The organism is Microbacterium sp. GW821-FHT01D02 (assembly GCF_059422585.1).
Genome location: NZ_JBWKXB010000002.1, coordinates 836,183 through 861,589, shown reverse-complemented (window position 1 = coordinate 861,589; position 25,407 = coordinate 836,183). Strand labels below are relative to the sequence as shown.

Below are 25,407 nucleotides of genomic sequence, written 5' to 3'. Positions count from 1 at the left end.
CCGGATCCGACTACTCCTGCGGCGGGCCGGCCGGCCGGTGGGCCCGCCGACCGTTCACGACCACGGGCCGTCCGGCACGCTCCTGGCCGGGCAGCGGGCGGGAGCGACGGCCGTAGATGAGCTCTGACGAGTCGAGCAGCCACGGCACGAGCGTGATCGACACCCCGTGCACGAGCATGAGCTGGTTGGCGAGGCGGCGGGCACGACGGTTGTGCAGGAACGACTCCCACCAGTGGCCGACGATGTACTGCGGCAGATAGACCGTCACGACCGAGGAGCCGTGCTTCTGCCGATACTGCTTGATGAACTGGGTCACGGGCTGCGCGAACGAGCGGTACGGCGACTCGACGATCACGAGCGGGATCGGCACGAGGTGGTCGGCCCACTCGCGCTGCACCTTCGCGGCGTCGTCGGCCGAGACGGCCACGTGCACGGCGAGTGTCTTGTCGTGCTTCGCGGCGATGGCGTAGTCGATGGCCTTCATCACGGGCTTCTGCAGGTGGTTCACCAGCACGATCGCCACGTCGCCGGACGCACCGAACTTGGTGGTGTCGTCGATCGCGATCTCGTGCTCGACGTCCCGGTAGTACCGCTTCACCCCCAGCATCAGGAACGCGAGGATCGGGATCGCGAAGAACACCAGATAGGCGCCGTGCGTGAACTTGGTGATCGTCACGATCACGAGCACGAGCACGGTCATCACGGCACCGGCCGAGTTGATGATGAGCCCGATCTTGGCCGAGCGGCGATCGGCCGCCGAGGCGCCGTCGATCCCCGAGCCCGCCGTGTCCTCCGCCGGTCCTCGCAGCACGCGCCGCCAGTGCCGCACCATGCCGATCTGCCCGAGCGAGAACGACACGAAGACACCGATGATGTACAGCTGGATCAGGGTGGTGAGACGGGCCTGGAAGACGATGAGCACCGCGATCGCGGCGATGCCGAGCAGGATCATGCCGTTCGAGAACACGAGGCGATCGCCGCGGGTGTTGAGCGACTTCGGGGCGTAGCCGTCGCGGGCGAGCACGGCGCCCAGCAGGGGGAAGCCGTTGAACGCGGTGTTCGCGGCGAGCAGCAGCACGCACGCGGTCGCAGCCTGCACGATGAAGAACGCGATGCTCCCCCCGCCGAACGTCGCCGCGGCGATCTGCGCCATGAGGCTCGGCTGCGGGGTGGTGCAGTCGAACCCGATCAGGTCGCAGGGGTTCTCGGCGTAGTGCACGCCGGTGATCAGCGCGAGGGCGGTGAGTCCGGCGAACAGGCAGATCGCGATCGATCCCATCAGCACCAGGGTCGACTGGGCGTTGCGCACCTTGGGTGCGCGGAAGGCGGGCACGCCGTTCGATACGGCCTCGACGCCGGTGAGGGCCGAGCATCCGCTCGAGAACGCGCGCAGGATCAGGAGGATCACGGCCGCCTGGCCGAGGCTCTCGGCCTGCACCGTGAAGTCGTGGCTCGAGGCGACGGGCGCATCGCCGAGGAAGGTGCGGATCAGGCCGGTCACGATCATGATGCCGACCGACCCGATGAACACGTAGGTCGGGATCGCGAAGACCAGGGAGGCCTCACGCACCCCGCGGAGGTTCACGACGATGATGAGGATCACGAAGCCGACCGCGAGTTCGACGCGGAAGGGGTCGAGGCCGGGGACCGCCGAGATGATGTTGTCGACACCGGAGGCGACCGACACGGCCACGGTCAGCACGTAGTCGACCAGGAGCGCGGCGGCGACGATCACACCCGGGATCTCGCCGAGGTTCTTCGACGCGACCTCGTAGTCCCCACCGCCCGACGGGTACGCCTTGATGAGCTGCCGGTAGCTGAGCACGACCACGATCAGCAGCACCACGACCGCGATGGCGACGAGCGGCGTGAACGACAGGAACGTGAGTCCGCCGATCAGCAGGATCATCACGAGTTCCTGCGGGGCGTAGGCCACGGAGCTCAGCGCATCCGACGCGAAGATCGGCAGAGCCATCCGCTTCGGGAGCAGCTGGTCGTCGACCTGCTGGCTCGTCAGCGGTTCTCCGATGAGGATGCGCTTGGCGAGCGGCGGAGCGTCCGCGCCCTCCCTGTTTTCGTCTGACACGTCCGGCGACACTACGCCTCCTGATGGCATCCTCATGCGATCCTCACGGAATCCCTACGCGTGGATGCGCCGTCCTCACGAAATCCTTACGGGCAAAGCTACACTGGCACGCTGTGGAAGATCAGGTGCTGCTCGGGTTCATCGCCATCGCGATCGGAGTGGCTTTCGGCATCCTCCTCTTCGTGCCGTTCGTGGCGATCAGCTACCGCCGGCGTGGGCGCCTCGGCCTCGGACGAACGCTGCTCTGGCTGGCGGCGCTGATCTACTTCTGGGCGATCTGGACGTACACCCTGCTTCCCCTGCCCGACCCCGACACGATCCGCTGCGTCGGGGCGATCACCGATCCGATGTCCGTGGTGCGCGACGTGCGGACGGCGCTCGCGGCCCCGGGGAATCCGCTGCGGCATCCGGCACTGCTCCAGCTGGTGTTCAACGTGCTGCTGTTCCTGCCGCTCGGGTTCTTCATCCGGGTGCTGGCCGGCCGCGGCATCCTGGTCGCGTTCGCCGCCGGGTTCGGTCTGTCGCTGCTGGTGGAGACGACGCAGCTGACCGGCGTGTGGGGGATCTATCCCTGCGCGTACCGCTTCTTCGACGTGGGCGACCTCATGACGAACACGCTCGGCGCGGTCATCGGCTGCATCCTCGCGCTGGTCGTCCCGCGGTCGCTGCGCGGTGCCCAGGCGAGTCCCGACGCCGACCGTCCGCGGCCGGTCACCCGCGGACGCCGGGCGCTCGCGATGCTGTGCGACGCGCTGGCCTACGGATTCCTCAGCGTGGGAGTCGGCGTCACGGTCCAGGTCTGGCTGGAGTACGTGGTCGACGACCGTGCGGCCGTGCTCGACGGCGGTCTCGCGTCCGCGGCGGGAACCATCGTCCCCTCGGGCGTCTTCCTGCTGCTGATCCTGGTCGGCGGACGCTCGGTCGGCGACATCGCGGTGCAGCTCCGGTACGCCGGGTCGCGTCTGCCCGCACCGTTCGCGCGCCTCCTCCGCTGGGCGGGCGGCATCGGCGGGATCAGCGCCCTCACGCTGCTCGGGGGATGGTTCGACGTCGCCTCGTCGGTCCTGATCCTCGTCGCGATCGTGCTGCTGTTCACCACCCGCTACGGGCGCGGGCTCCCCGGCATCCTCTCCGGCCAGCACCTCTCCGATGCCCGGGCGGACGCGGCTGCGGTCACGCCTCGTGCGGGCGGGGCAGGTACCACTCCGTGAACTCCGTCGCGCGACCGTCGGGTGCGAGCCGGATGATCCAGAGGTTGAGGTAGTCCCGCTCCGCCGGATACTCGGTGCGACCCTGGACCACCACGAAGCCGTCGACCTCGTGGAGGATCTCCCACGCGAACGTCCAGGTGCCCGGTTCGTCGAGGTCGTCGAGCCAGCCGGCGACGATCGCCTCTCGCCCGACGCGCGGCTCGGAGTCGGGACTCGTGAGGTAGCGGGCGTCGTGGCTGAACAGCGCCCCGATCCGCTCCGGGTCGTTCGACTGCCACGCCTCGATGTACGCCCTGGTCCAGTTCTCGCCTGCTGTCGTCATGTGCTCCGTTCTAGAGCGCCTCGGCAGCGGCGTCAACCCGTTCGTGAACCGTAGGGACAGGGAGGATCCACAGCGGTTTCCGATCACGAACCCGTAACGTCGAGGGCATGACGACCGTTCACGTCACCGAGGACACGATCAACCAGGCCCGCGAGCTGCGCGACGAGCTGCAGCGGTTCCTGCGCGAGTACGAGTTCGGGATGCGGGAGGTCGAGACGAAGATCTCGATCCTGCGCGACGAGTTCACGCACGACCACGCCTACAACCCGATCGAGCACGTGAAGAGCCGGCTCAAGTCGCCGGACAGCATCGTCGAGAAGATCGCCCGCAAGGGCATCGAGGAGCCCGACTTCGATCGCATCCGCACCGAGATCACCGACATCGCGGGCGTCCGGGTCACCTGCAGCTTCGTCGCCGACGTGTACCGCCTGTTCGACCTGCTCACCGCGCAGGACGACATCACGGTGCGCACGGTCAAGGACTACATCGCGCACCCGAAGGCCAACGGCTACAAGAGCCTGCACGCGATCATCGAGGTGCCCGTGTTCCTCTCCACCGGTGCCCTGTCGGTGCCCGTCGAGGTGCAATTCCGCACGATAGCGATGGACTTCTGGGCGAGCCTCGAGCACAAGATCTATTACAAGTTCTCGAACCAGGTGCCCTCGCACCTCGTCGACAGCCTGTCCGATGCCGCGGATGCCGCCGCCGAGCTCGACAGCCGCATGGAACGCCTGCACCGCGAGGCGCACGGCATCCCGCTGCGCCAGCTCGCGCCTCCGCCTCCTCCCGCGCCGCCGGCGATCCCGGACGCCCCCACCGATCCGCGGGTCGTCGGGGTCTAGACGGCGCGAGACCGCGCGAGATCCCGCCTCCCCCTCCACCCCTGCCGAGACATCGGAGCAGAGGGCGCGGCAGCGGGGGTGTCGACCGCAGCCGGGTGTCTCAGGAGTCAGCGCGCGAGGAGCGGCCCGAGCCCCTCAGCCTTCGGTGTCCGTCGTCGAACCGAGCTCGGAGGGGTGGGTGAGCCGCCACCACTCGGACGGCGGGTCGATGCTCCCCTCGATCACGACCGGAGCGGTGACCGTGTTCGGGCCGGCGGTCCAGCTGACGCTCCCCACGACCGTTCCATCCCGATACGTCGGCGGGGCCTTGATATCCATCGACACGACGATCGGCGTGTCCGACCACGTGAAGATCGTCGCGGTCTCTCCGATGACCAGCCGGGCGGAGGACCCCCACGGGGTCGAGATCGTGCCGACCTCCTCCCCGGATGTCGCGACGGGCACCTCATGGAAGCCGGCACGGACGCTGTCCAAGGTGGCGATCACGCCGTCGTTCACGGACTCCCGGGAAGATCCTCCGAGGACGACACCGGTCACCGCCAGCGGAGCGGAGGCACCCACGTCGAGCGTGGCGGTGTACAGCAGGCTGTACGTGCCCTCGCCCAGGGTGCCGGTCTTCAACCCCGTGATCCCGGCGGTGCCGAGGAGACCATTGGTGTTGTAGAGCTGGCCGGCGCCGGGAAGTGAGATCGACGGGATCGAGACGATCCGAGCGATCGCCGGATGCGCGGCGGCGAGCTTCCCGATCGCCAGGAGATCGGCAGCGGTGCTCGTGTTGCGAGGGCTGATGCCGGTCGGCTCGGTGATCGTGGTGCCGGTCAGCCCGTGGGCGGAGAGCCAGGTGCGCGTCGCGCCGAGGAACGCGTTCTGAGATCCGAAGATCCGGGATGACAGCGCTTCGGCGTAGTTGCTCGCGGAGGGGATCAGCATGGCGGCCAGCGCATCGTGCAGCGACATCGAGGTGCCCGTGGGCATGGGGGCGATGGTCGCGCCCTGCACGTAGTACCGGTCGTAGAGGTCGTGATCGGACTTCGTGAACGTGATCGTGGGTCCGGGGTCGTCGGCGGAGGCGAGCGGGACGGCGTCGAGGATGACCAGCGCGGTGATGAGCTTGGTGATGCTCGCGATGGGGAGGGGGTCGCCGGTGCCGCTCGTCGACCAGACTCCGCTCGCCTCCTCGCCGAGGTACGTGTCCGCGCCGGAGATGCTGATCGCGGAGGCTGCCACGGGGACGTCGGCGAGGGACGCGGCATCGACGGCCGGGGCCTGCGGCACCCGCGTGGACACGGCCGGGGGATTCACGGGAGCGGTGAGAGCCCACCCGACATATGCCCCGCACGCGGCCAGGACCAAGAAGATGCAGGCGGCGGCGATGAGGAGTCCCCGACGCCGGCGTGTCCGGCGCACCTCCGGGTCGATTCGCTCACGACGGGAGGGGAACTCCTGCTCGCGCGTCATCAGCTCCGCGAAGTCGGACAGCCCGTCCGTCGATTGATCCGGCGCCTTCAAGGACAAGGCCTCTCACCGATCGCGCCTGGCGTGAGCAACGAGTACCTCCGATGAAGGTTCACCGCTGCCTCGTGGCAGGGACCGCCCGGGGGACGATGCCTCATCATCTCGAACAGCCGACGCGTGCGGTATCGGCCATTCGGGGGACACGCTCGCGAGCGCCGTCCGACCTCTAGCCGAGGAACTCCCGCGCGGCGGCCGAGAGCGCGGTGACGCCGACCTCGATGGTCGGGTGGATCTCCGGCGCGAAGAACGGCGAGTGGTTGGTCGGGATCTCCTGCTCCAGGCGACCCGCCGCCGCGGCCTCGGCGAAGCGGGTCGGGTCGACGCCGCCCCAGAACCAGAACACCAGGGGAGCGCCGGCGTCACGGGCGAACCACGACACGTCCTCACTCCCGGTGAACATGCCGGGGTCGATGACGGATGCTTCGCCGAGGGCCCGCTGCAGCGCCGCGGTCACCCGGGTCGTGGCATCCTCATCGTTGATGGTGGCGGGGAGGGTGTGGTCGGTGCGGATCTCGGGCTCGCGCTCCGCGCCGGACGCCGTCGCCTCGGCGCGCACGATGCGCTCGACGCTCGCGAGCACCTTCTCGCGCGCCTCCTCGTTCGGGTAGCGCAGGCTCAGCTCGAGCTTCGCCTCCGCGGGGATGATGTTGTTCTTGAGCCCCGCGTGGATCGAGCCGACCGTGACGACGGCCACGCCCTGCGGGTCGATCTCGCGCGAGGCGATGGTCTGCAGGCGCATCACGGTCGCCGCGGCCATGACGACCGGGTCGATCGTGGCGTGCGGGCGGGAGCCGTGACCGCCGCGTCCGTGCAGGGTGACGGTGAGCCCGTCGGAGGCCGCCATCTGCGTGCCGCTGCGCACCCCGATGATGCCGGCGGGCAGGGGGGTGACGTGCTGGCCGAGCACCACGTCGGGCTTCGGGTAGCGGTCGAGGATGCCGTCGTCGAGCATCGCGCGCGCACCGGCGCCGTACTCCTCCGCGGGCTGGATCAGCACGACCAGGGTGCCCGACCATTGGGAGCGCTCGGCGACGAGCTTCTCCACCGCGCCGATCATCGCCGTGACGTGCATGTCGTGGCCGCAGGCGTGCATGACGGGGACGGTCGTGCCCGCGGGGTCGACGCCCTTCGCGGTGCTCGCGTACGACAGACCCGTCTGCTCCTCGACGGGGAGCGCGTCCATGTCGGCGCGCACCCAGACGACGGGCCCGTCGCCGGACTCCGTCGACGGGTTGCGCAGCACACCGACCACGCCGGTCACCCCGACGCCCTCTTCGACCTCGAGGCCGAGGTCGCGCAGATGCTGGGCGGCGATGCCCGCGGTGCGCGTCTCCTGGAACGAGAGCTCGGGGTGCTGATGCAGGTCGATGTAGAGCGCTTCGAGGTCGATCGTCATGGCCCGAGCCTAGCCCGGCGCCCTCTCGTTGCCGAGGCCTCTCCGCCCGCGGATCAGGCCGGATGCACGTAGGTCGACAGCGTCGGCCCGGGGCGCAGCACCGCGTTCACGATCGCCTGGATCGCGAACTCGCTCGCCCCGCCGAGCTCGATGGTGTCGGGGTGCAGGAGCCATTGCATCTGCAACCCGTCCATCACGGCGAGGATCGCGGCGGCGGCGTCGGCGATCGTGTCCGGATCGGACACGCCCTCCTGCACGCAGAGCTCGTGGAACGCGGCCGAGACCTCGCGACGCAGCGTCGTGTAGCGGTCCTCGAAGAAGCCCCTGGCGGGGTGGTCGTCCGTCACCGACTCGGCGGACAGCACGGTGTACGCCTGGACGATGCCCGGACGCTTCTCGTTCGCGAACGCCGTGCGCACGAGGTGCAGGAACAGCTCGGGGCCGTCGGGGATGTGCTTCTTGGCGAGACCGGCGACGTCGGACTGGTCGCGGTACGCGAGCACCTCGAGGAGCAGCTTCTGCTTGGAGCCGAAGTGGTGGAGGACCCCGGCGTGGGTGATGCCCACCTGCTCCGCGACATCCGCCAGCGTGCCGTTGGTGGATCCCTTGTTGCCGAAGATCTCGACGGCCGCCTTGAGGATCTGCTCCCGCTTGGCGAGGGTCGCCGGGCGCACGCGTACGGTCTGGTCGCTGTCTGCCACCGCGGCCTCCTCTCCATGTCGGTCTGTGGTTGCGATCTAACTTACTACTCGGTAACCTCACGAGAGCTTACTTTCTCGACAGTAAGCAAATCACGACGGCCGGCGGGCTCCCGTCCACCGGCGACACAGCACAATGACCCGTGCCCTAGGAGAAGCAATGAAGCTCAGAAAGTCTCTGATCGCCGCGACTGCGATCACCGCCCTCGGTATCTCGGCACTGGCCGGATGCTCCGCCGGAGGAGGGAACGACGACAGCGCCGGCAACGGCGCCGGCACCGCCTCCCTCACGATCGCGAAGCCCGACGGCGCCATCACCACGGAGTCCAACAACCCGTACGTCGGCGACTCCTCCGCCTCGAAGTACGGCTACGGCAAGGTGATCTTCGAGACCCTCGGACTCGTGAACCAGACCGGCGACCGCGGCGTCACCCCGTGGCTCGCCGAGAGCATCGAGTGGAACGACGACTACACCGTCCTCACCGTCGTGCCGCGCAAGGACGTCACGTGGAGCGACGGCAAGCCCTTCACCGCCGACGACATCGTCTACTCGTACGAGCTCGTCTCGACCCCCGCGCTCGACACTGCGGGCCTCCAGTTCGAGGGCGCCGAGATCGACGGCGACGCGGTCGTGCTGACCTTCGCCGAGTCGAAGTACGTCAACCAGGCCCGCGTGCTGCACGTCCCGATCGTCCCCAAGCACATCTGGGAGAACCTCGACGACCCGGCCACCGACCCCGTCAAGGGCGACGACCTGGTCGGCACCGGCCCCTACGTCCTGTCGAACTGGTCGACCGAGTCGGTCACGCTCGAGGCCCGCGACGACTACTGGGGCGGCGACCTCGCCGTGCCCGAGCTGCACTACGTCTCCTACGGTGACAACACCGCGCTGACCACGGCCCTCGCCAACGGCGACGCGGACTGGGCGCAGGCGTTCATCCCGCAGATCGAGGAGCAGTTCCTCTCGGCCGACCCCGAGCACAACAAGTTCTGGGCAGCCCCGACCACCGGCTCCGCGACGCTGTTCATGAACCTGCAGCAGAAGCCGTTCGACGACCCGGCCTTCCGTCAGGCGCTCGCCTGGGTGATCGACCGCGACGCCTACGTCGACATCGCCCGCGAAGGCGCCAGCGAGGCGGTCTGGTCGGTGACCGGTCTGTCCTCCATCCTCGAGGACGAGATCCAGCCCGAGTTCAAGGGCGAGGACTACTCGGTCGACGCCGAGAAGGCCCGCGACCTGCTCGAGACCGCCGGCTACACCTGGAAGGACGACGCGCTGATCGACCCCGACGGCGCGCCCGTCTCCTTCACCCTCTCCGTCCCCTCCGGATGGAGCGACTGGAACACCGCGCAGGAGCTGATCGCGGAGGACGTGACCGAGGCCATCGGTGCCGAGGTCAAGATCGACATGCCGGACTGGGGTGGCTGGGCCGACCCCCGCGACAACGGCACCTTCTCGGCGATCATCCACTGGCTCGAGGACAGCGGCACGGCCTACGGCCTCTACACCTCGACCATGGACCCGCGCTGGATCTCGCCCGAGGGCAAGGCCGGCTTCAACTTCGGTCGCTTCGACGACCCGGAGGCGACGGAGGCCCTGAACTCGTACGCGAACGCCTCCTCGGACGACGAGCGCACCGCGGCACTCGACACGCTGCAGACGATCTTCTCGGAAGAGGTTCCGGCGATCCCGCTCGGCGCGCACCCGCTGCTGGGCGAGTTCAACACGCGCAACTACGTCGGATGGCCCTCGGACAAGGACCCGTACGCCTCTGCTGACCCGACTCAGCAGAACATCGTGCAGATCCTGACGAAGCTGAAGCCCGCCGAGTAAGCCGCCCGCTCCTGCGGCGCGTTTCGTCTCGCTTCGCTCGCTCGACGACCGGACACCCCCGCCGGTCGTCGAGCGAGGAGCGAGGGGCGAGACGAAACGCGCCGCGAGGACGCCCCACACGAAAGACATCCCCATGCCAGACCCCCTGCTCAGCGTGCGCGACTTCTCGGTCGTGTACGACGTCGATCCGCCCGTCGAGGCGGTGAAGAACGTGACCCTCGAACTGCAGCGCGGTGAGATCCTCGGTCTCGCCGGTGAGAGCGGCTGCGGCAAGACGACGCTCGCCTACGGCGTGCAGCGTCTGCTGCGCGCACCCGCCGTCATCACGAACGGCAGCGTGACCTTCCACGACGTCACCGGCGTCGACATCGACATCAACGCGCTCGACGTGGATGCGATGCAGCGCTTCCGCTGGGACAAGGTGTCGATGGTGTTCCAGGGGGCGATGAACGCCCTGAACCCGGTCGCGACGATCGGCTCGCAGCTGGAGGACGTCTTCGAGATCCACCGTCCCGACATGAACCGCAGGCAGCGGCGTGCCGAGGCCGAGGAGCTGCTCGAGATCGTCAAGGTCGGACGCCAGCGCGTGCGCTCCTTCCCGCACGAGCTCTCCGGCGGAATGCGGCAGCGCGTCATGATCGCGATGGCCCTGGCGCTGCGCCCGCAGCTCATGGTGATGGACGAGCCGACCACGGCGCTCGACGTGCTGGTGCAGCGCGAGATCCTGAAGCAGATCTCGCAGCTGCGGCACGAGTTCGGCTTCTCGGTGATCTTCATCACCCACGACCTCCCTCTCCTCCTGGAGATCAGCGACCGGATCGCGATCATGCGCGAGGGCGAGATCATCGAGCTCGCCAGCGCCGAGCACATCTGGACGCAGCCCGAGCACGAGTACACGAAGACGCTGCTGTCCTCGTTCCCCCGCCTGACCGGGGAGAGAGGGGTGCTGGTGCGATGACCACCCTCGAATTCCGCAACGTCACGAAGGCGTACAACGTCCGCGGGGCCGGCCAGATCAAGGCCCTCGACGACGTGAGCTTCACCCTGACCTCGGGTCAGACGATCGGCCTGGTCGGGCAGTCCGGCAGCGGCAAGTCCACGATCGCGAAGATCCTCACCCAGCTCGAGGCCCCGACCAGCGGCGAGGTGCTGCTCGACGGCAAGCCCATCCCGCGTCGCGGCAAGGGCCTGCGCAAGTACCGTCAGCAGCTGCGCATGGTGTTCCAGGACCCGTTCGCCTCGCTCAACCCGTACCACTCGATCCGGTACCACGTGGAGCGCCCGATCCGTCTCGACAACGTGGTGCCCAAGAAGGAGACCGAGGATGAGGTCCGGCGGCTCCTCGAGCGCGTGCGCCTGGATGCGGATGCCGTGATCGACCGTCGCCCGCACGAGCTGTCCGGTGGGCAGCGGCAGCGTGTCGCGATCGCGCGCGCCCTGGCCTCGCGTCCCTCGCTCCTCGTCGCCGACGAGCCGGTCTCGATGCTCGACGTCTCGATCCGCCTCGGCGTTCTGAACCTGCTCGCCGACCTGCAGCGCGAGGAGGGGCTCGGCGTGCTCTACATCACCCACGACCTCGCCACCGCCCGTCACTTCAGCGACGAGATCATGGTCCTCAACCAGGGCCGCGTCGTGGAGTACGGCGCCGCCGACGACGTCATCCTCAACCCGCAGGACCCGTACACACGAGAGCTGCGAGCCGCTTCCCCCGACCCGGACAAGCACTTCGCGTCGGCGACTCCGACGGGAGGTGCCCTGTGAGCACCGCGTTCCCCCAGCTCGACGACAACGACCTCGTCGCCCGCGACGCGCTCGAGGTCGGCACCACCGCGACCACCGCCGAACGCGGGCGCCGGAAGTTCCCGTGGCGCTTCTTCGCCGGCCGCGCGGGCTTCTACCTGTTCACGCTGTGGGCGGCCATCACGATCAACTTCTTCCTGCCGCGCCTCATGAAGGGCGACGCGGTCAGCTCGTATCTCGCGCGCAACCGCAACGTCAGCCCCGAGGCGGCCGATGCCCTGCGCATCCTGCTCGGCATCGACACCGACAAGTCGCTCTGGCAGCAGTACATCGAGTACTGGGGGATGCTGCTGCGCGGCGACCTCGGCATCTCGACGCTGCACGGCCTGCGCCCGGTCGCCGAGGTGCTCGCCTCGGCGCTGCCCTGGACGCTCGGACTCGTCGGCATCGCGACCATCATCTCGTTCGCGATCGGCACGGTCGCCGGCGCCATCGTCGGCTGGAAGCGCGGCAGCAAGCTCGACGCGATCATCCCCGTGACGACCTTCTTCAACACGATCCCGTACTTCTGGCTCGGCCTCATCGCGATCGCGATCTTCTCGTCGACCCTGAAGTGGTTCCCCTCCTCGCACGCCTACGACAAGGGGCAGTCCCCGGAGTGGAGCTTCGACTTCATCGGCCAGGTGATCATGCACGGCACCCTGCCGGCGCTGACCATCGTGGTCGCCTCGCTCGGCGGCTGGGTCCTCGGCATGCGCAACATGATGCTCACCGTCCTCGACGACGACTACATCACGGTCGCGCAGGCCAAGGGCATGCCCAACAAGCGGGTGCTGTGGGGCTACGCCGCCCGCAACGCGGTGCTGCCGCAGATCCAGAGCTTCGCGCTGTCGATCGGCTTCATCGTCGGCGGCACGATCGTGATGGAGATGGTGTTCAGCTACCCGGGCGTCGGAAAGCTCCTGCTCGACGCGACCAACGCCAAGGACTTCGCCCTGATGCAGGGCGTGTTCCTGGTGATCACGCTGTCCGTGCTCGTGGCCAACATCCTCGCCGATGTGGTCTACGCCTACCTCGATCCGCGCACGCGCCAGATGGAGTCCTGACATGACTGTTCCCACCACCGCAGCGAGCACCGCTCCCGACGGATCGGCCGTCGTCTCCGGCATGCCCGAGACCGCGACCCTGCGCACGTCGCCGGCCGGCGAGCCGCCGCGCAAGACCTTCTGGTCGCAGCTCGGCCAGGCGTTCGCGATGTTCCGCAACCCCAAGTCGGTCGCGGGCCTCATCATCCTCGGCGTCTTCGTGCTCATCGCGATCCTCGCACCGTGGATCGCCCCGTACGGACCGACCCAGAAGGACCGCACGGCGCTCCGGCAGCCGCCCTCCTGGGAGCACTGGCTGGGCACGACGCACATGGGCGAAGACGTCCTGAGCCAGATCATCTTCGGCACCCGCGGCGTGATCGTGGTCGGCTTCCTCGCCGCGTTCATCGCCACGATCATCGCGATCACGATCGGCGTGATCGCCGGCTACGTGCGCGGCTGGAAGAGCGAGTCGCTGTCGGCACTGACGAACGTGTTCCTGGTGATCCCCGGGATCCCGCTGATCATCATCATCGCCTCGCAGTTCGAGAACCCGCCGCTCATCGTGATCGCGGCGGTGCTCGGGATCACCGGCTGGGCGTGGGGTGCGCGTGTGCTGCGCGCCCAGACCATGTCGCTGCGCAACCGCGACTTCATCCAGGCCGCGCGCGCCAACGGCGAGCCGCTGCGTCGCATCATCACCGTCGAGATGCTGCCGAACCTCATGGCGCTCATCGCGTCGAGCTTCGTCGGCACCGTGACCGCCGCCATCCTCGGACTCACCACTCTGGCGTTCATCGGCGTGATCCCGGTGAGCAACCTGAACTGGGGCACCATCCTGTTCTGGGCGCAGCAGAACGGCGCCTTCCCGCGTTTGTGGTGGTGGTACGTGCCTGCGGGCCTCTGCATCGCCATCATCGGCGTCGCCCTCTCGCTCATCAACTTCGGCATCGACGAGTACGTCAACCCGCGCCTGCGCTCGGCCGGGGAGCGGGCCAGGGCGATGAAGAAGAAGGGGCTGAACGTGAACGACGCCGTCACGGTCGTCCGCAGCGTGCCGCTGCCGAAGAAGACCCCCGATCCCGTAGCCTCGACGGCTTCCGACTCCTCGACGACCTCGACCCAGAACACGAAGTGATGACCTCTCAGACCCTGACCACGGTTCTTCCCTACCAGGACCCCGCCCTCTCGATCCCCGAGCGCGTGGCCGACCTCCTCGGACGCATGACCCTCGAGGAGAAGGTCGGGCAGATGCTTCAGCTCGACGCCCGCGACGACCTCGATGACCACATCGGACGTCGTCACGCGGGGTCGATCCTGCACACCTCGCCGGAGCGCATCATCCGCGCCAACGAGCTCACCGCCCAGACCCGCCTGCGCATCCCGCTGCTGGTCGGGGAGGACTGCATCCACGGGCACTCGTTCTGGCCGGGTGCGACGATCTACCCGACCCAGCTGGGCATGGCCGCGTCGTGGGATGCGGATCTGCTCGAGCGCGTGGCCCGCGCGACGGCGGAGGAAGTCGCCATCACCGGCATCCACTGGACCTTCTCGCCGGTGCTGTGCATCGCCCGCGACCTGCGCTGGGGCCGCATCAGCGAGACGTTCGGCGAAGACCCGTTCCTGATCGGCGAGCTCGCGTCCGCGATGGTGCGCGGCTACCAGGGCGAAGGGCTGGAAGACCCCACGGCCATCCTCGCGACGGCGAAGCACTTCGCCGGCTACTCCGAGACGCAGGGCGGACGCGACGCCAGCGAGGCCGACATCTCGCGCCGCAAGCTGCGCTCGTGGTTCCTGCCGCCGTTCGAGCGCGTCGCCCGTGAGGGATGCCGCACCTTCATGCTCGGCTACCAGACCACCGACGGTGTGCCGATCACGACGAACGACTGGCTGCTCAGCGATGTGCTGCGCGGCGAGTGGGGCTACACCGGCACGCTCATCACCGACTGGGACAACGTCGGTCGGATGGTGTGGGAGCAGCGGATCCAGCCCGACATCACGCACGCCGCCGCGGCGGCGGTGCGAGCCGGCAACGACATGATCATGACGACGCCGTCGTTCTACGAGGGCGCCCTGGATGCCGTCGCCAAGGGCATGCTCGCGGAGGACGCCTTCGACGAGGCCGCCGCCCGCATCCTGACGCTGAAGTTCGAGCTCGGACTCTTCGAGAACCCGCGCCTGCCGGGAGCGGAGCTGGATGCCGTCGTCGGCAGTGCCGCGCACGCGGAGCTGAACCTGGAGACGGCCCGCCGCTCGATCGTGCTGCTCGAGAACGACGGTGTGCTGCCGCTCGACCCCGCTGCGGCGCTGAAGGTGGCCGTGGTGGGACCGCTCGCCGATGACGCGCAGACGCAGCTCGGCGACTGGGCGGGCGGATCCGGGCAGGCCGGGTGGCTCGACGGTCAGCCGCGCGAGATGATCACGACCGTGCTCGACGGCCTGCAGGGCATCGACGGCTGGAGCGTCACGCACGCCCGCGGCGCCGACATCCTCACGCTGGAGGAAGACCCGCAGGGTCCGTTCTTCCCGGACAAGCAGCCGCGTCCGCCCGTCGTGAAGCCGTGCGCCCCGGACGCCGAGCTGATCGCCGAGGCCGTGGCCGCAGCTTCCGACTCCGACGTCGTGGTGGCCGTCGTCGGCGACCGGATCGAGCTCGTCGGCGAAGGGCGCTCGACCGCGACGCTCGAGCTCATCGGCGGGCAGAACGCTCTGATCGACGCGCTCATCGCGACCGGCAAGCCCGTCGTCGTGGTCCTGCTCGCCTCCAAGCCGCTCGTGCTCCCGGCATCCGCCTCGCAGGCCGCCGCCGTGATCTGGGCGGCGAACCCGGGCATGCAGGGTGGGCGCGCGATCGCCGAGATCGTCGCCGGTGCGGTCGAGCCCTCCGGTCGCCTGCCCATCTCGTTCGCGCGCCACGTGGGCCAGCAGCCGACGTACTACAACCAGATCCGCGGACAGCACGGCGACCGGTACGCCGACCTCACGCAGTCGCCCGCCTGGGCGTTCGGCGAGGGGCTGTCGTACACGACGATCGAGTACTCCGACCTGGAGCTGGAGTCCCTCGAGCTCGGCCGCGACGACACGATCGTCGGACACGTCACGGTCGCGAACACCGGCACGCGCCCGGCCCGCGAGACCGTGCAGGTGTACGTGCGGGACTCCGTGACGAGCGTGAGCTGGACGGACAAGGAGCTCAAGGCCTATCGCCAGGTGGACCTCGCCCCGGGGGAGTCCGCCCGTGTGCGCGTGGAGCTCCCGGTCGCGGACTGCACCATCGTCGACGCGGCGGGCGACCGCATCATCGAGGCGGGCGACTTCGAGCTGCTGGTCGGCCCGAGCTCGCGCGACGAGGTGCTGCTCTCCGCCGACTTCTCCGTCGCCTGACCGCGTCCGCTTCCGCACCGAGACCCACGTCCGTCGCCGATACCCCGCCGCCCATGTGCGGCGCGGGTCCCGGGGTGACGTGGGTCTCGGCGTCGACGGGCGGGGTCAGTCCTGCAAGCGCTGGGGGCCGGAGCCCTGGGTGCCGAGCGCGTCGTCGGGGTTGAGCAGGCCGCACGCCTTCATCGACAGGCAGCCGCAGCCGATGCATCCGGTGAGTTCGCGTTCGAGCCGCTCGATCCCTTCGCGCCGCTTCTCCAGCTCTCGCTTCCACCGGCGCGAGGCCCGCTGCCAGTCGGCATGGCTCGGGGTCTCGGTCAGCGGCACGTCCGCGAAGGCGGTCTGCACGTCGGACAGCGGGATGCCGAGGCGCTTGGCGACGGTGATGAGCGAGACCCGCCGCAGCATGTGCCGCGCGTAGCGGCGCTGATTGCCGGGCGTGCGGGTGGAGGCGATGAGCCCGAGGGTCTCGTAGAAGTGCAGGGCGGAGGCGGCGACACCGGTGCGCCGGGTCATCTCGCCGATCGTCAGAGCTTCGTCGGGTGCGTGCGGACTCATCCGGCTGCCTTTCCCTCGATTTGACTTCAAGTGTACTTGAGGTTTTACGGTGGACGAGTGGCTCAGGAATGGGCCGATCGACCGAACGAGGACAGCGTGACCCGAACGAAGACCCCGCGATGACCTATGTGATCGCCCTGCCGTGCGTCGATGTGAAGGACAAGGCCTGCATCGACGAGTGCCCCGTCGACTGCATCTACGAGGGTGAACGGTCGTTGTACATCCACCCGGACGAGTGCGTCGACTGCGGCGCCTGCGAGCCGGTGTGCCCGGTCGAGGCCATCTACTACGAGGACGACCTGCCCGACGAGTGGCAGGACTACTACAAGGCGAACGTCGAGTTCTTCGACGAGCTCGGATCCCCGGGAGGCGCAGCCAAGACGGGGATGCTCACGTTCGACCACCCGATCATCGCGGCGCTCGCACCGCAGGGGGAGCACGCATGACCGTCCACGAACCGCGCATCGCCATCGTCGGGGCGGGACCCGCCGGCATCTACGCCGCCGACATCCTCCTCGGGCTCGCGCCGACCGCATCGATCGACCTGTTCGAGAAGCTGCCGGCTCCCTACGGGCTCGTGCGCTACGGCGTCGCTCCCGACCATCCGCGCATCCGCAAGATCACGGATGCGCTGCACGACGTGCTCGTGAACCCGCGCATCCGGCTGCGCTGCAACGTCGAGATCGGCGTCGACATCGCGATCGACGAGCTCCGTGCAGCGTATGACGGCGTGATCGTCGCGACCGGTGCCGACCTCGACGTCAGCCTCGACATCCCCGGCATCGACCTGCCCGGCTCCTTCGGCGCGGCCGACTTCGTCGCCTGGTACGACGGGCATCCCGATGTGTCGCGCACCTGGCCGCTCGCGGCCGAGTCGGTCGCCGTGCTCGGGGCGGGGAACGTCGCGCTCGACGTCACGAGGATCCTCGCCAAGCACGCCTCGCAGCTGACCCACACCGACACCCCGGACGCGGTGCTCGACCAACTCGCCGCCAGCCCGCTGCGCGACGTGCACCTGTTCGCACGCCGGGGACCCGCCGATGTGCGCTTCTCCGCGCTGGAGCTGCGGGAGCTCGCCGAGCAGGACGACGTCGACGTGATCGTCGACCCGGACGAACTCGCCCTGGACGAGCACGCCGAGCGGATGATCGCGCAGTTCTCGCAGCGCCGCATCATCGTGCGCACCCTGACCGAATGGGCGGCCCTCGATCCCGCGAGCCGCACGGCCTCACGCCGCATCCACCTGCACCTGCGGCAGCGCCCGGTGCGCCTGCTGGGCACGGACCGGGTGACCGGCATCGAGATGGAGTGCACGGCCTCCGACGAGCTGGGCCGCATGGTCGGCACCGGCGAGCTGCTGCGCTACGACGTCGGAGCGGTCTACCGGGCTGTCGGATACCGTTCCACCCCGGTTCCGGGGATGCCGTTCGACGCCGATCTCGGCGTCGTCCCGCACGCGGAGGGCCGGGTCCTCGATGCTGCGGGCGCACCCATCCCGCGGCTGTACGCGACGGGCTGGATCAAGCGCGGACCGGTCGGCCTGATCGGCTCGACGAAGTCGGATGCGGCGCAGACCGTCCACCACCTCGTCGACGACCTCGAGGCCGTCGACGGCGCGGGGAGCGATGCCGATCCGTCCGCACGCCTCGCGCACGAGATCGACCTCGACGGCTGGCTGCGCATCGACGCGGCCGAGCGCGGGGCGGGGGCCGCGCGCGGGCGCGAGCGCACCAAGATCGTCGAGCGCGGAGAGATGCTCGAACACGCGAAGCAGGAGCAGATGACGGAGGCCGGCCGATGACCGCGACACCAGTACCCACCACCGTCGGCGAGGGGCTCAAGGACGCGTTCCGCACGCACCCCGCCGGCGTCGCCATCATCACGGCATCGACACCCGACGGTCCGGTCGGACTCACCGCGTCGAGCGTCGCGTCGGTGGCGGTCGACCCCGCCGCGATCGTGTTCTCGGTCACGAGGGCGACCGGTTCCGCCGGCGCGATCCTCGGGGCGGCCACGTTCGTCGTGCACCTCATCGACGACGAGCACTCCGCCCTCGCGCAGAGCTTCGCGGTCAGCGGCTCGGAGCGCTTCACGCCCGATCAGGGCTGGTCGACGCTGCCGACCGGCGAGCCGCATCTCCCGGAGGCCCGGGTCGCGCTGCGCTGCCGCACCCTCCAGACGGTGCCGGTCGGCTCGTCGACCGTGGTGATCGCCGAGGTGCTCGAGGTGCTGCCCGGTGAGCCGGGCCGTCCGCTCGTCTACCTCGACCGTCGCTTCCACGCCCTTCCGCACGACACCCACCACTGAAAGGAAGACGTCATGTCCACTCTCTACACGCTCCCCGAGCTCCCCTACGACTACTCGGCGCTGGAGCCGCACATCTCCGGCAAGATCATGGAGCTGCACCACTCCAAGCACCACCAGGCCTACGTGACGGGCGCGAACACGGCCCTCGAGCAGCTCGCGACGGCCCGCAGCGCCGGTGACCTCGCGAACGTCAACAAGCTCGAGAAGGACCTCGCGTTCAACCTCGGCGGCCACATCAACCACTCGGTGTTCTGGCAGAACCTCTCGCCCGAGGGCGGCGGGGCTCCCGAGGGCGAGCTCGAGGCCGCGCTCGTCGACGCGTTCGGTTCGATCGATGCCTTCCGCGCGCACTTCACCGCCACCGCGCTGGGCGTGCAGGGATCGGGCTGGGCCGTCCTCGCCTGGGACAGCGTGGGCGCCCGCCCCGTGATCTTCCAGCTGTTCGACCAGCAGGGCAACGCGCCCCTGGGCGTCACCCCGCTGCTGCAGCTCGACGTCTGGGAGCACGCGTACTACCTCGACTACCTCAACGTGCGCGCCGACTACGTCAAGGCGTTCTGGAACCTCGTGAACTGGCCCGACGTGCAGCGCCGCTTCGAGGCCGCCCGCACCGCGACCCAGGGCCTCATCGTCGCGAGCTGACGCTCCGGGCGATCGCCCGTCTCCGCGCTACAGGAAGCGGGCGGTCGTCCCTCGTACGTTCAGCTCGTAGGGCAGGGCCGAGGGGATGTGCACGGCATCCGGGGCGGTGAGCTTCGCCAGCACCGCATCCGCCGCGCGTTCCCCCTGCCCGAGCGGGAACTGGTCGACAGTCGTGAGGCGGAAGAACTCGCCGAGCTCGTGGCCGTCGATGCCCACGATCGACAGCTCCTCCGGCACGCTGAAGCCGAGGTCGCGTGCGGCGAGGAGAGCCCCGATCGCCATCTCGTCCGACGCGGCGAACACCGCGGTCGGCCGGGGGCCCGGTCGTCCGAGCAGCTGCTTGGCTGCCCGATAGCCGCCCTCGACCGTGAAGTCCGCCGGCTCCAGGAAGGCGTGATCGAGCGGGATGCCGGCCTTCGCCAGGGCCCTCTCGAAGCCCAGGCGGCGGTTGGTCGGGATGTGGAAGTCGATGTCGAACTCGGGGTTGGCGCCGATGTGCGCGATGTCGGTGTGGCCGAGGCTGATCAGGTGCTCGGTCGCCAGCTGCGCCACCGCCACGTCGTCGACCGTGAGGGTGTCGAGCTTCGGGTTCGGGCCGCCGATCGCGATCACGGGGAGCCCGAGGTCGAGCAGGTGCTGCGTCTCGTCCTCGTCGAGCTCGATCGACACGGCGATCACGGCGTCCACGCGCTGTCGGCGCAGGAAGGTGTCGAACACATGCCGGCGCACGTCCTTGTCGGCGGTGATGTTGTAGAGCGTGATGTCGTAGCCCGCCCGCATGAGCGCGGCCGAGACGCCGGACAGCACCGTGCTGAAGAACCACCGGTCGAGGAACGGGACGACGACCCCGATGTTGCGGGTGCGTCCGGACGCGAGGCTCGATGCGCGCGAGGAGACCACGTAGCCGAGGGACTGGGCCGCGGCCTGCACCCGCTCCCTCGCGGACTCGGACACGTGGCCGCGGCCGCTGAGCGCGCGCGAGACGGTCGCGGTGGAGACCCCGGCGAGCCGGGCGACCTCATCGATGCTGGCCATGTGTTCCTCTGAGAAGTCGTTCCGGTCGCGGTTCCCGTCGTCTCACGATGGGCGAGGGACGGGATCCGCGACCGGAACGCGGTGTTCGGCGGGTCAGACCGTGGTGTACCAGACGGCGGTGTCGACCGGGATCGACGAGCCGTCGAACGGCTGGCTCTTCAGCATCACGCTCGCGTCGGCCGGCAGCTCGATCGGCTCGGTGCCGAGGTTCGCGACCACGTGCACGTCGCCGCGGCGGAAGGCCACTGCGTCGGCTCCGGCATCCTCCCAGATGAGCGAGCCCAAGCCGAAGCCGTGCTCGCGACGGGCGGCGAGCAGGCGCTTGTACAGCGCGAGCGTCGAGCCCGGGTCGACCTCCTCGACGTCGCGGGCGTAGGTCGCCCACTCCGCCGGCTGGGGCAGCCACGACAGACCGGTCTCGTTGAAGCCGAAGGCCGGAGCCTCCGCCTCCCAGGGGAGCGGCACGCGGCATCCGTCGCGCCCGTAGCGCTCGCCGTTCGTGCGGAACCAGGTCGGGTCCTGACGGAACTCGTCCGGGATCTCCATGGCCTCGGGAAGTCCGAGCTCCTCGCCCTGGTACAGGTACGACGAGCCGGGGAGGGCCAGCATCAGCGTGGTCGCGGCGCGGGCGCGGGCCAGGCCGATCGCCGTGTCGGGCTTGTCCGGGGTGTTCGGGCCGATGCCCTCGCCCTGCGGGTTGTCGGCCGTGAGCGCCAGGCGCGAGGCGTGGCGCACCACGTCGTGGTTCGACAGCACCCACGTGCTCGGGGCGCCGACCGCGCCGAAGTCGTCGAGGGACTCGCGGATGACGTCGCCGAGTGCCTTCGCGTTCCACGGCGTGAGCAGGTACGGGAAGTTGAAGGTCTGGTGCATCTCGTCCGGACGCACCCAGAGGGCGGTCTGCTTCAGCGTCGGCATCCAGGCCTCGCCGCACAGCGCGCGGTCGCCGTCGTACTCCGCGAGGATCTTGTGCCAGTCACGGTAGATGTCGTGCACGCCATCCTGACCCCAGTACGGCACGTTCTGCTCGCCGCCGCCCATCGAGTCGGCGTCGGCCGGAGGCGTGTAGTCGGGCAGGCCGTCGGCCTTGATCATGCCGTGGGCGACGTCGACGCGGAAGCCGTCGACACCGCGGTCGAGCCAGAAGCGCAGGATGGAGCGGAACTCCTCGCGCACCTCCTCGTTGGTCCAGTCGAAGTCGGGCTGCGTGGCGTCGAAGATGTGCAGGTACCACTGGCCGGGGGTGCCGTCGGCCTCGGTGATGCGCTCCCACATGCCACCGCCGAACACGGACTGCCAGTTGTTCGGCGGGAGCTCGCCGTTCTCGCCCTTGCCGTCGCGGAAGATGTAGCGCGCACGCTCGGGGCTGCCCGGCGCGGCCTTGAGGGCCTCCTGGAACCAGACGTGCTGGTCGGACGAGTGGTTCGGGACCAGGTCGACGACCACGCGGATGTCGCGCGCGTGCGCGGCCGCGAGCATGTCGTCGAAGTCGGCCAGTGTGCCGAACAGCGGGTCGACGTCGCGGTAGTCCGCGACGTCGTAGCCGGCGTCGCGCTGCGGGCTGGTCATGAAGGGGCTCAGCCAGATCGCGTCGACGCCGAGCTCCTGGAGGGAGTCGAGTCGACTGGTGATCCCCGGCAGGTCGCCGATGCCGTCGCCCGAGGCGTCGGCGAAGGAACGGGGGTAGATCTGGTAGATGACGGCGCTGCGCCACCACTCGGAACCGGGGGCTGCGATCTGCTCAAGCTGTGCCATGCGAACAGGCTACTGCAAACGCTTACATTCTTGCCAGAGCGGCAATCGAATCGGTTCGACACGGAGGCCCGGGAGTATGGTGAGGCATCCGATGAGTGGAGGCTGTCATGGTTCCCGAGATCAACTACTGGGCGGTGCTGCTGGCGACCGCGTCGAGCATGATCGTCGGCTCGGTCTGGTACGCGCCCAAGGTGTTCGGCACGCGGTGGTCGAAGCTCGCGAACGTCGACATGGACCGCCCGGCGGCGACGGCGATGTGGCCCATCATCACCACGGTCATCGTCAGCTTCATCACGGCCTGGGTCCTGGCCGGGGCCTCGTCGATCGCCTGGCACTTCTACGGCGGATCGTACTTCTGGGGCGCGATCGTCACGGCCGTCACGCTCTGGGCCGGATTCACGGCCGCGCGCTTCATCACGCACGACGCGTTCGAGGGGCGCTCCACCCGCCTGACCACGCTGAACATCGCGCACGAGCTGGTCACGGTGGTGGTCATGGCCCTGATCATCGGGGTGTGGCCGCCGGCCCTGGGCTAGGTCGTCGCCGAACGCATCGTCGTCGCCGAACGCTGCATCGTCCTCGCCGAACGCTGCATCGTTTTCGCCGAACGGCAGGGCGATCCTAGACTTTCGCCGCTTCCCCGGGGTGTGCGCACGCGCCAGGCTTCTTCTGTGACCTCTTGGTCGCCCGCGGACCGCCTCGCCGGACCGCGGTTCCGTCCGAGGAGCCCTGATGCCCGTTTCGTCGCGCCGACCCGTGCCGTGGATGGTGGCCGCTGCGCTCGTCGCCGCCGCCGTGCTCGCCGGTGCGGCTCCCGCCGCGCTGGGCGTCGGCGCCGCGGCGGATGATCCGGCCGAGGCGGACTCCCTCGACCCGACGCGGTCGGTCGCCCTGGCCTACGAGTTCCTGGATGCGCGGGTCGACGAGTTCTGCGACGGCGCCGGGCACTGCCTTCCGCGCAGCTACGAGGGCGGGTTCTTCACGACCTCGAGCTGGGACTTCACGCCCTCCTTCGTCTATGACGACGCGCTGGTGGTCATCGCGTACACAGCCCGCGGCCTCCCGGACGACATCCGGCGCGCGCGGGCGATCGGCGACACGCTGCTCTTCGTGCAGGACAACGATCCGATCGGCGACGGCCGCACCCGCGCGTCCTACGAACCGCACGGCATCCGTCAGGGTCGGGTCGAGATCACCGGGCCGGGCACGTTCACGGGGAACCAGGCCTGGGTCGGGTTGGCCCTCGCGCGGCTCGCTCATGCGACCGGCGACTCCCGCTACCTCGACGGTGCGCTGCGCGTCGGGCAGTGGATCCAGGACAACACGGCCGACACCGTCCGGGCCCCGTACGGCTACACCGGCGGCCAGATCGAGGACGGCACCTCGCTGACCTGGAAGTCGACCGAGCACAACAGCGACGTGTCCGGGTTCTTCACGCAGTTGGCGCAGCTCACCGACGATCCGGTGTGGGCGGAGCGGGCGGCCGTCGCCGCTGGATTCGTCGCGGCGATGCAGAGTGCCGACGGGCACGTGAACACCGGTACGGGCCTCGACGGGGCGACGATCAACACCCGCCCCATCCCGCTGGACGCGCAGACGTGGAGTTACCTCGCCACCGGTGATCCGCGCTACGGGGCGGCCCTGGACTGGACCCTCGGGAACCTGATCGCGACCGATGGCCCCTACACGGGACCGTCGATCAGCGAGGTCGACGTGTCGAAGGCCTGGTTCGAGGGCAGCGGGCACCTTGCTCTCGCCCTCCGGCTGCGCGACGGGGCGGGGGGTGCCGACCGGGCCGAGTCGCTGCTCAGCAGCATCCGTCTGGCGCAGCGCGATGCCGCGAACGGTGACGGCAAGGGCATCGTCGCGACCTCGAACGACGGCCTCGACTCCGGCTTCGGAGACCTCTACTACGCGAGTCTGCACACCGGCGCCACGGCCTGGTACCTGCTCGCGGCGGCGGGGGACAACCCCTTCGACCTCCCGGCCGACTGACGCCGCGGGTTACGCGGCGACGCGGGCGACCGCGGCGATGGCGCTCGTGAAGAAATCGAGTCCGTCGACACCGCTGCGCATGGCGGACGCGGTGTCGGGGCCGAAGCCCGGCTCGGTGGCGTGCTCGGGGTGCGGCATCAGGCCGACCACGTTGCCCGCCTCGTTCGTGAGACCCGCGATGTCGCGGAGGGAGCCGTTCGGGTTCACGCCCGCGTACCGGAAGGCCACGAGGCCCTCGCCCTCGATGCGGTCGAGGGTCTGCTCGTCGGCGATGTAGCCGCCGTCGGCGTTCTTGAGCGGGATGACGATCTCCTGGCCGGTGCGGAAGGCGTTGGTCCAGGCGGTGTCGGAGTTCTCGACCGTGAGCTTCTGGTCGCGACGCACGAAGTGCTGATGGTTGTTGCGGATCAGCCCGCCGGGGAGCAGGTGCGCCTCGACCAGCATCTGGAAGCCGTTGCAGATGCCGAGCACGGGCATGCCCTTGGCCGCAGCATCCTTGACCTCGTTCATGATCGGCGAGAGCGCGGCGATCGCGCCGGCGCGCAGGTAGTCGCCGTAGCTGAAGCCACCGGGGAGGACGAGTGCGTCGACGCCCTCGAGGTCGTGCGAGCCGTGCCACAGGGCGACGGGCTCGGCGCCGGCGATGCGGACGGCGCGCTGCGCGTCGCGGTCGTCGAGCGAGCCGGGGAAGGTGATGACGCCGATGCGAGCGGTCACTCCGCGACCTCGATGCCGACGACATCCTCGATCACGGAGTTGGAGAGCACCTCGTCGGCGATGCGCTGGGCCTCGGCGAGAACCTCGTCGGTGACCTCGCCCTCGACGGTGAGCTCGAAGCGCTTGCCGATGCGGACGTCGGTGAAGCCCTCGACACCGAGACGGGCGAAGGCGCCGGAGACGGCCTTCCCCTGCGGGTCGAGCAGTTCGGGCTTGGGCATGACGTCGACGACGATGGTGGGCATGACGGCTCCAAGAGTCGCGGGCGGACGGGCGCCACCAGTCTAC

General features: G+C 69.3%; 24 protein-coding genes. 14 read left to right on the top strand and 10 right to left on the bottom strand.

Going from position 1 to position 25,407, the window contains the following annotated elements; all coding sequences use genetic code 11:
- Nucleotides 1-10 precede the first annotated feature (10 nt).
- Nucleotides 11-2,116: an APC family permease gene (locus tag AC07VM_RS12880; RefSeq protein WP_267416997.1), complete on the bottom strand. Its 2,106-nt coding sequence runs from the start codon at nt 2,114-2,116 to the stop codon at nt 11-13.
- Between the two features lie 83 nt (nt 2,117-2,199).
- On the opposite strand from AC07VM_RS12880, the gene AC07VM_RS12875 reads away from it, so the two are divergent.
- Nucleotides 2,200-3,297, top strand: a complete 1,098-nt coding sequence (locus tag AC07VM_RS12875; protein ID WP_494911561.1) for a VanZ family protein — start codon at nt 2,200-2,202, stop codon at nt 3,295-3,297.
- Here AC07VM_RS12875 and AC07VM_RS12870 read toward each other — a convergent pair.
- On the bottom strand, nt 3,260-3,619 hold the full coding sequence (locus AC07VM_RS12870) for a nuclear transport factor 2 family protein (RefSeq protein ID WP_267416999.1): 360 nt from the start codon (nt 3,617-3,619) through the stop codon (nt 3,260-3,262). The two genes, AC07VM_RS12875 and AC07VM_RS12870, sit on opposite strands and share 38 nt — an antisense overlap.
- A gap of 107 nt (nt 3,620-3,726) precedes the next feature.
- Here AC07VM_RS12870 and AC07VM_RS12865 point away from each other — a divergent pair, with 107 nt between their 5' ends.
- Nucleotides 3,727-4,461 carry a GTP pyrophosphokinase gene (locus tag AC07VM_RS12865; protein WP_267417000.1) on the top strand — a complete coding sequence of 245 codons (735 nt, stop codon included), beginning with the start codon at nt 3,727-3,729 and terminating at the stop codon, nt 4,459-4,461.
- 135 nt (nt 4,462-4,596) lie between these two features.
- Here the strand turns inward: AC07VM_RS12865 and AC07VM_RS12860 are convergent, their stop codons facing one another.
- From AC07VM_RS12860 to AC07VM_RS12850, 3 genes are all read right to left on the bottom strand, one after another.
- Nucleotides 4,597-5,970 (bottom strand): D-alanyl-D-alanine carboxypeptidase family protein, encoded by a 1,374-nt coding sequence (locus AC07VM_RS12860; protein WP_494911559.1) that lies wholly within the window; start codon nt 5,968-5,970, stop codon nt 4,597-4,599.
- Nucleotides 5,971-6,142: 172 nt separating this feature from the next.
- Complete coding sequence (locus tag AC07VM_RS12855; RefSeq protein ID WP_267417003.1) at nt 6,143-7,372, bottom strand: amidohydrolase; 1,230 nt, start codon at nt 7,370-7,372, stop codon at nt 6,143-6,145.
- A 53-nt stretch (nt 7,373-7,425) separates the two neighbouring features.
- The gene (locus AC07VM_RS12850) at nt 7,426-8,073 is read right to left on the bottom strand and encodes a TetR/AcrR family transcriptional regulator (protein WP_267417004.1); all 648 of its coding nucleotides are present in this window, start codon (nt 8,071-8,073) and stop codon (nt 7,426-7,428) included.
- A 157-nt stretch (nt 8,074-8,230) separates the two neighbouring features.
- On the opposite strand from AC07VM_RS12850, the gene AC07VM_RS12845 reads away from it, so the two are divergent.
- The 6 genes from AC07VM_RS12845 (at nt 8,231) to AC07VM_RS12820 (ending at nt 16,113) form a co-directional block, all read left to right on the top strand.
- A complete protein-coding gene (locus AC07VM_RS12845) occupies nt 8,231-9,904 on the top strand; it encodes an ABC transporter substrate-binding protein (RefSeq protein ID WP_494911556.1) in 1,674 nt (557 codons plus the stop codon).
- 133 nt (nt 9,905-10,037) lie between these two features.
- On the top strand, nt 10,038-10,862 hold the full coding sequence (locus AC07VM_RS12840; RefSeq protein WP_267417006.1) for an ABC transporter ATP-binding protein: 825 nt from the start codon (nt 10,038-10,040) through the stop codon (nt 10,860-10,862).
- Nucleotides 10,859-11,665 (top strand): ABC transporter ATP-binding protein, encoded by an 807-nt coding sequence (locus AC07VM_RS12835; protein ID WP_494911554.1) that lies wholly within the window; start codon nt 10,859-10,861, stop codon nt 11,663-11,665. The genes AC07VM_RS12840 and AC07VM_RS12835 overlap by 4 nt, the downstream gene beginning before the upstream one ends.
- Nucleotides 11,662-12,750: an ABC transporter permease gene (locus AC07VM_RS12830; protein ID WP_267417011.1), complete on the top strand. Its 1,089-nt coding sequence runs from the start codon at nt 11,662-11,664 to the stop codon at nt 12,748-12,750. The genes AC07VM_RS12835 and AC07VM_RS12830 overlap by 4 nt, the downstream gene beginning before the upstream one ends.
- Before the next feature lies 1 nt (nt 12,751).
- On the top strand, nt 12,752-13,867 hold the full coding sequence (locus AC07VM_RS12825; protein WP_494911553.1) for an ABC transporter permease: 1,116 nt from the start codon (nt 12,752-12,754) through the stop codon (nt 13,865-13,867).
- Nucleotides 13,867-16,113 (top strand): exo-beta-d-1,3/1,6-glucosidase, encoded by a 2,247-nt coding sequence (locus tag AC07VM_RS12820; protein ID WP_494911552.1) that lies wholly within the window; start codon nt 13,867-13,869, stop codon nt 16,111-16,113. Before AC07VM_RS12825 ends, AC07VM_RS12820 begins: the two co-directional genes overlap by 1 nt.
- A 105-nt stretch (nt 16,114-16,218) precedes the next feature.
- On the opposite strand, the gene soxR is transcribed toward AC07VM_RS12820, so the two are convergent.
- The gene (soxR, locus tag AC07VM_RS12815) at nt 16,219-16,668 is read right to left on the bottom strand and encodes a redox-sensitive transcriptional activator SoxR (RefSeq protein ID WP_267417015.1); all 450 of its coding nucleotides are present in this window, start codon (nt 16,666-16,668) and stop codon (nt 16,219-16,221) included.
- Between the two features lie 119 nt (nt 16,669-16,787).
- Here soxR and fdxA point away from each other — a divergent pair, with 119 nt between their 5' ends.
- From fdxA to AC07VM_RS12795, 4 genes are read left to right on the top strand one after another with little or no spacing between them, the layout of a single operon-like run.
- Nucleotides 16,788-17,114 (top strand): ferredoxin, encoded by a 327-nt coding sequence (gene fdxA, locus AC07VM_RS12810; RefSeq protein ID WP_494911550.1) that lies wholly within the window; start codon nt 16,788-16,790, stop codon nt 17,112-17,114.
- On the top strand, nt 17,111-18,469 hold the full coding sequence (locus AC07VM_RS12805; RefSeq protein WP_494911548.1) for an FAD-dependent oxidoreductase: 1,359 nt from the start codon (nt 17,111-17,113) through the stop codon (nt 18,467-18,469). Before fdxA ends, AC07VM_RS12805 begins: the two co-directional genes overlap by 4 nt.
- On the top strand, nt 18,466-18,975 hold the full coding sequence (locus AC07VM_RS12800) for a flavin reductase family protein (protein ID WP_267417018.1): 510 nt from the start codon (nt 18,466-18,468) through the stop codon (nt 18,973-18,975). Before AC07VM_RS12805 ends, AC07VM_RS12800 begins: the two co-directional genes overlap by 4 nt.
- Before the next feature lie 12 nt (nt 18,976-18,987).
- Nucleotides 18,988-19,617 (top strand): superoxide dismutase, encoded by a 630-nt coding sequence (locus AC07VM_RS12795; RefSeq protein WP_267417019.1) that lies wholly within the window; start codon nt 18,988-18,990, stop codon nt 19,615-19,617.
- Nucleotides 19,618-19,644: 27 nt separating this feature from the next.
- Here the strand turns inward: AC07VM_RS12795 and AC07VM_RS12790 are convergent, their stop codons facing one another.
- The gene (locus AC07VM_RS12790; protein WP_494911545.1) at nt 19,645-20,652 is read right to left on the bottom strand and encodes a LacI family DNA-binding transcriptional regulator; all 1,008 of its coding nucleotides are present in this window, start codon (nt 20,650-20,652) and stop codon (nt 19,645-19,647) included.
- Between the two features lie 93 nt (nt 20,653-20,745).
- Nucleotides 20,746-22,407: a glycoside hydrolase family 13 protein gene (locus AC07VM_RS12785; RefSeq protein WP_494911544.1), complete on the bottom strand. Its 1,662-nt coding sequence runs from the start codon at nt 22,405-22,407 to the stop codon at nt 20,746-20,748.
- Between the two features lie 107 nt (nt 22,408-22,514).
- On the opposite strand from AC07VM_RS12785, the gene AC07VM_RS12780 reads away from it, so the two are divergent.
- Nucleotides 22,515-22,943, top strand: coding sequence for a DUF1761 domain-containing protein (locus AC07VM_RS12780; RefSeq protein ID WP_267417022.1), 429 nt, complete (start codon nt 22,515-22,517; stop codon nt 22,941-22,943).
- Between the two features lie 196 nt (nt 22,944-23,139).
- Entirely contained in the window at nt 23,140-24,402 is a 1,263-nt protein-coding gene (locus AC07VM_RS12775; protein ID WP_494911542.1) for a hypothetical protein, read from the top strand.
- 9 nt (nt 24,403-24,411) lie between these two features.
- Here AC07VM_RS12775 and purQ read toward each other — a convergent pair whose 3' ends face one another.
- Together purQ and purS are read right to left on the bottom strand one after the other, a co-directional pair.
- Nucleotides 24,412-25,119 carry a phosphoribosylformylglycinamidine synthase subunit PurQ gene (gene purQ / locus AC07VM_RS12770; RefSeq protein WP_267417025.1) on the bottom strand — a complete coding sequence of 236 codons (708 nt, stop codon included), beginning with the start codon at nt 25,117-25,119 and terminating at the stop codon, nt 24,412-24,414.
- Complete coding sequence (gene purS, locus AC07VM_RS12765) at nt 25,116-25,364, bottom strand: phosphoribosylformylglycinamidine synthase subunit PurS (protein ID WP_267417027.1); 249 nt, start codon at nt 25,362-25,364, stop codon at nt 25,116-25,118. Before purS ends, purQ begins: the two co-directional genes overlap by 4 nt.
- Between the last annotated feature and the right edge of the window lie 43 nt (nt 25,365-25,407).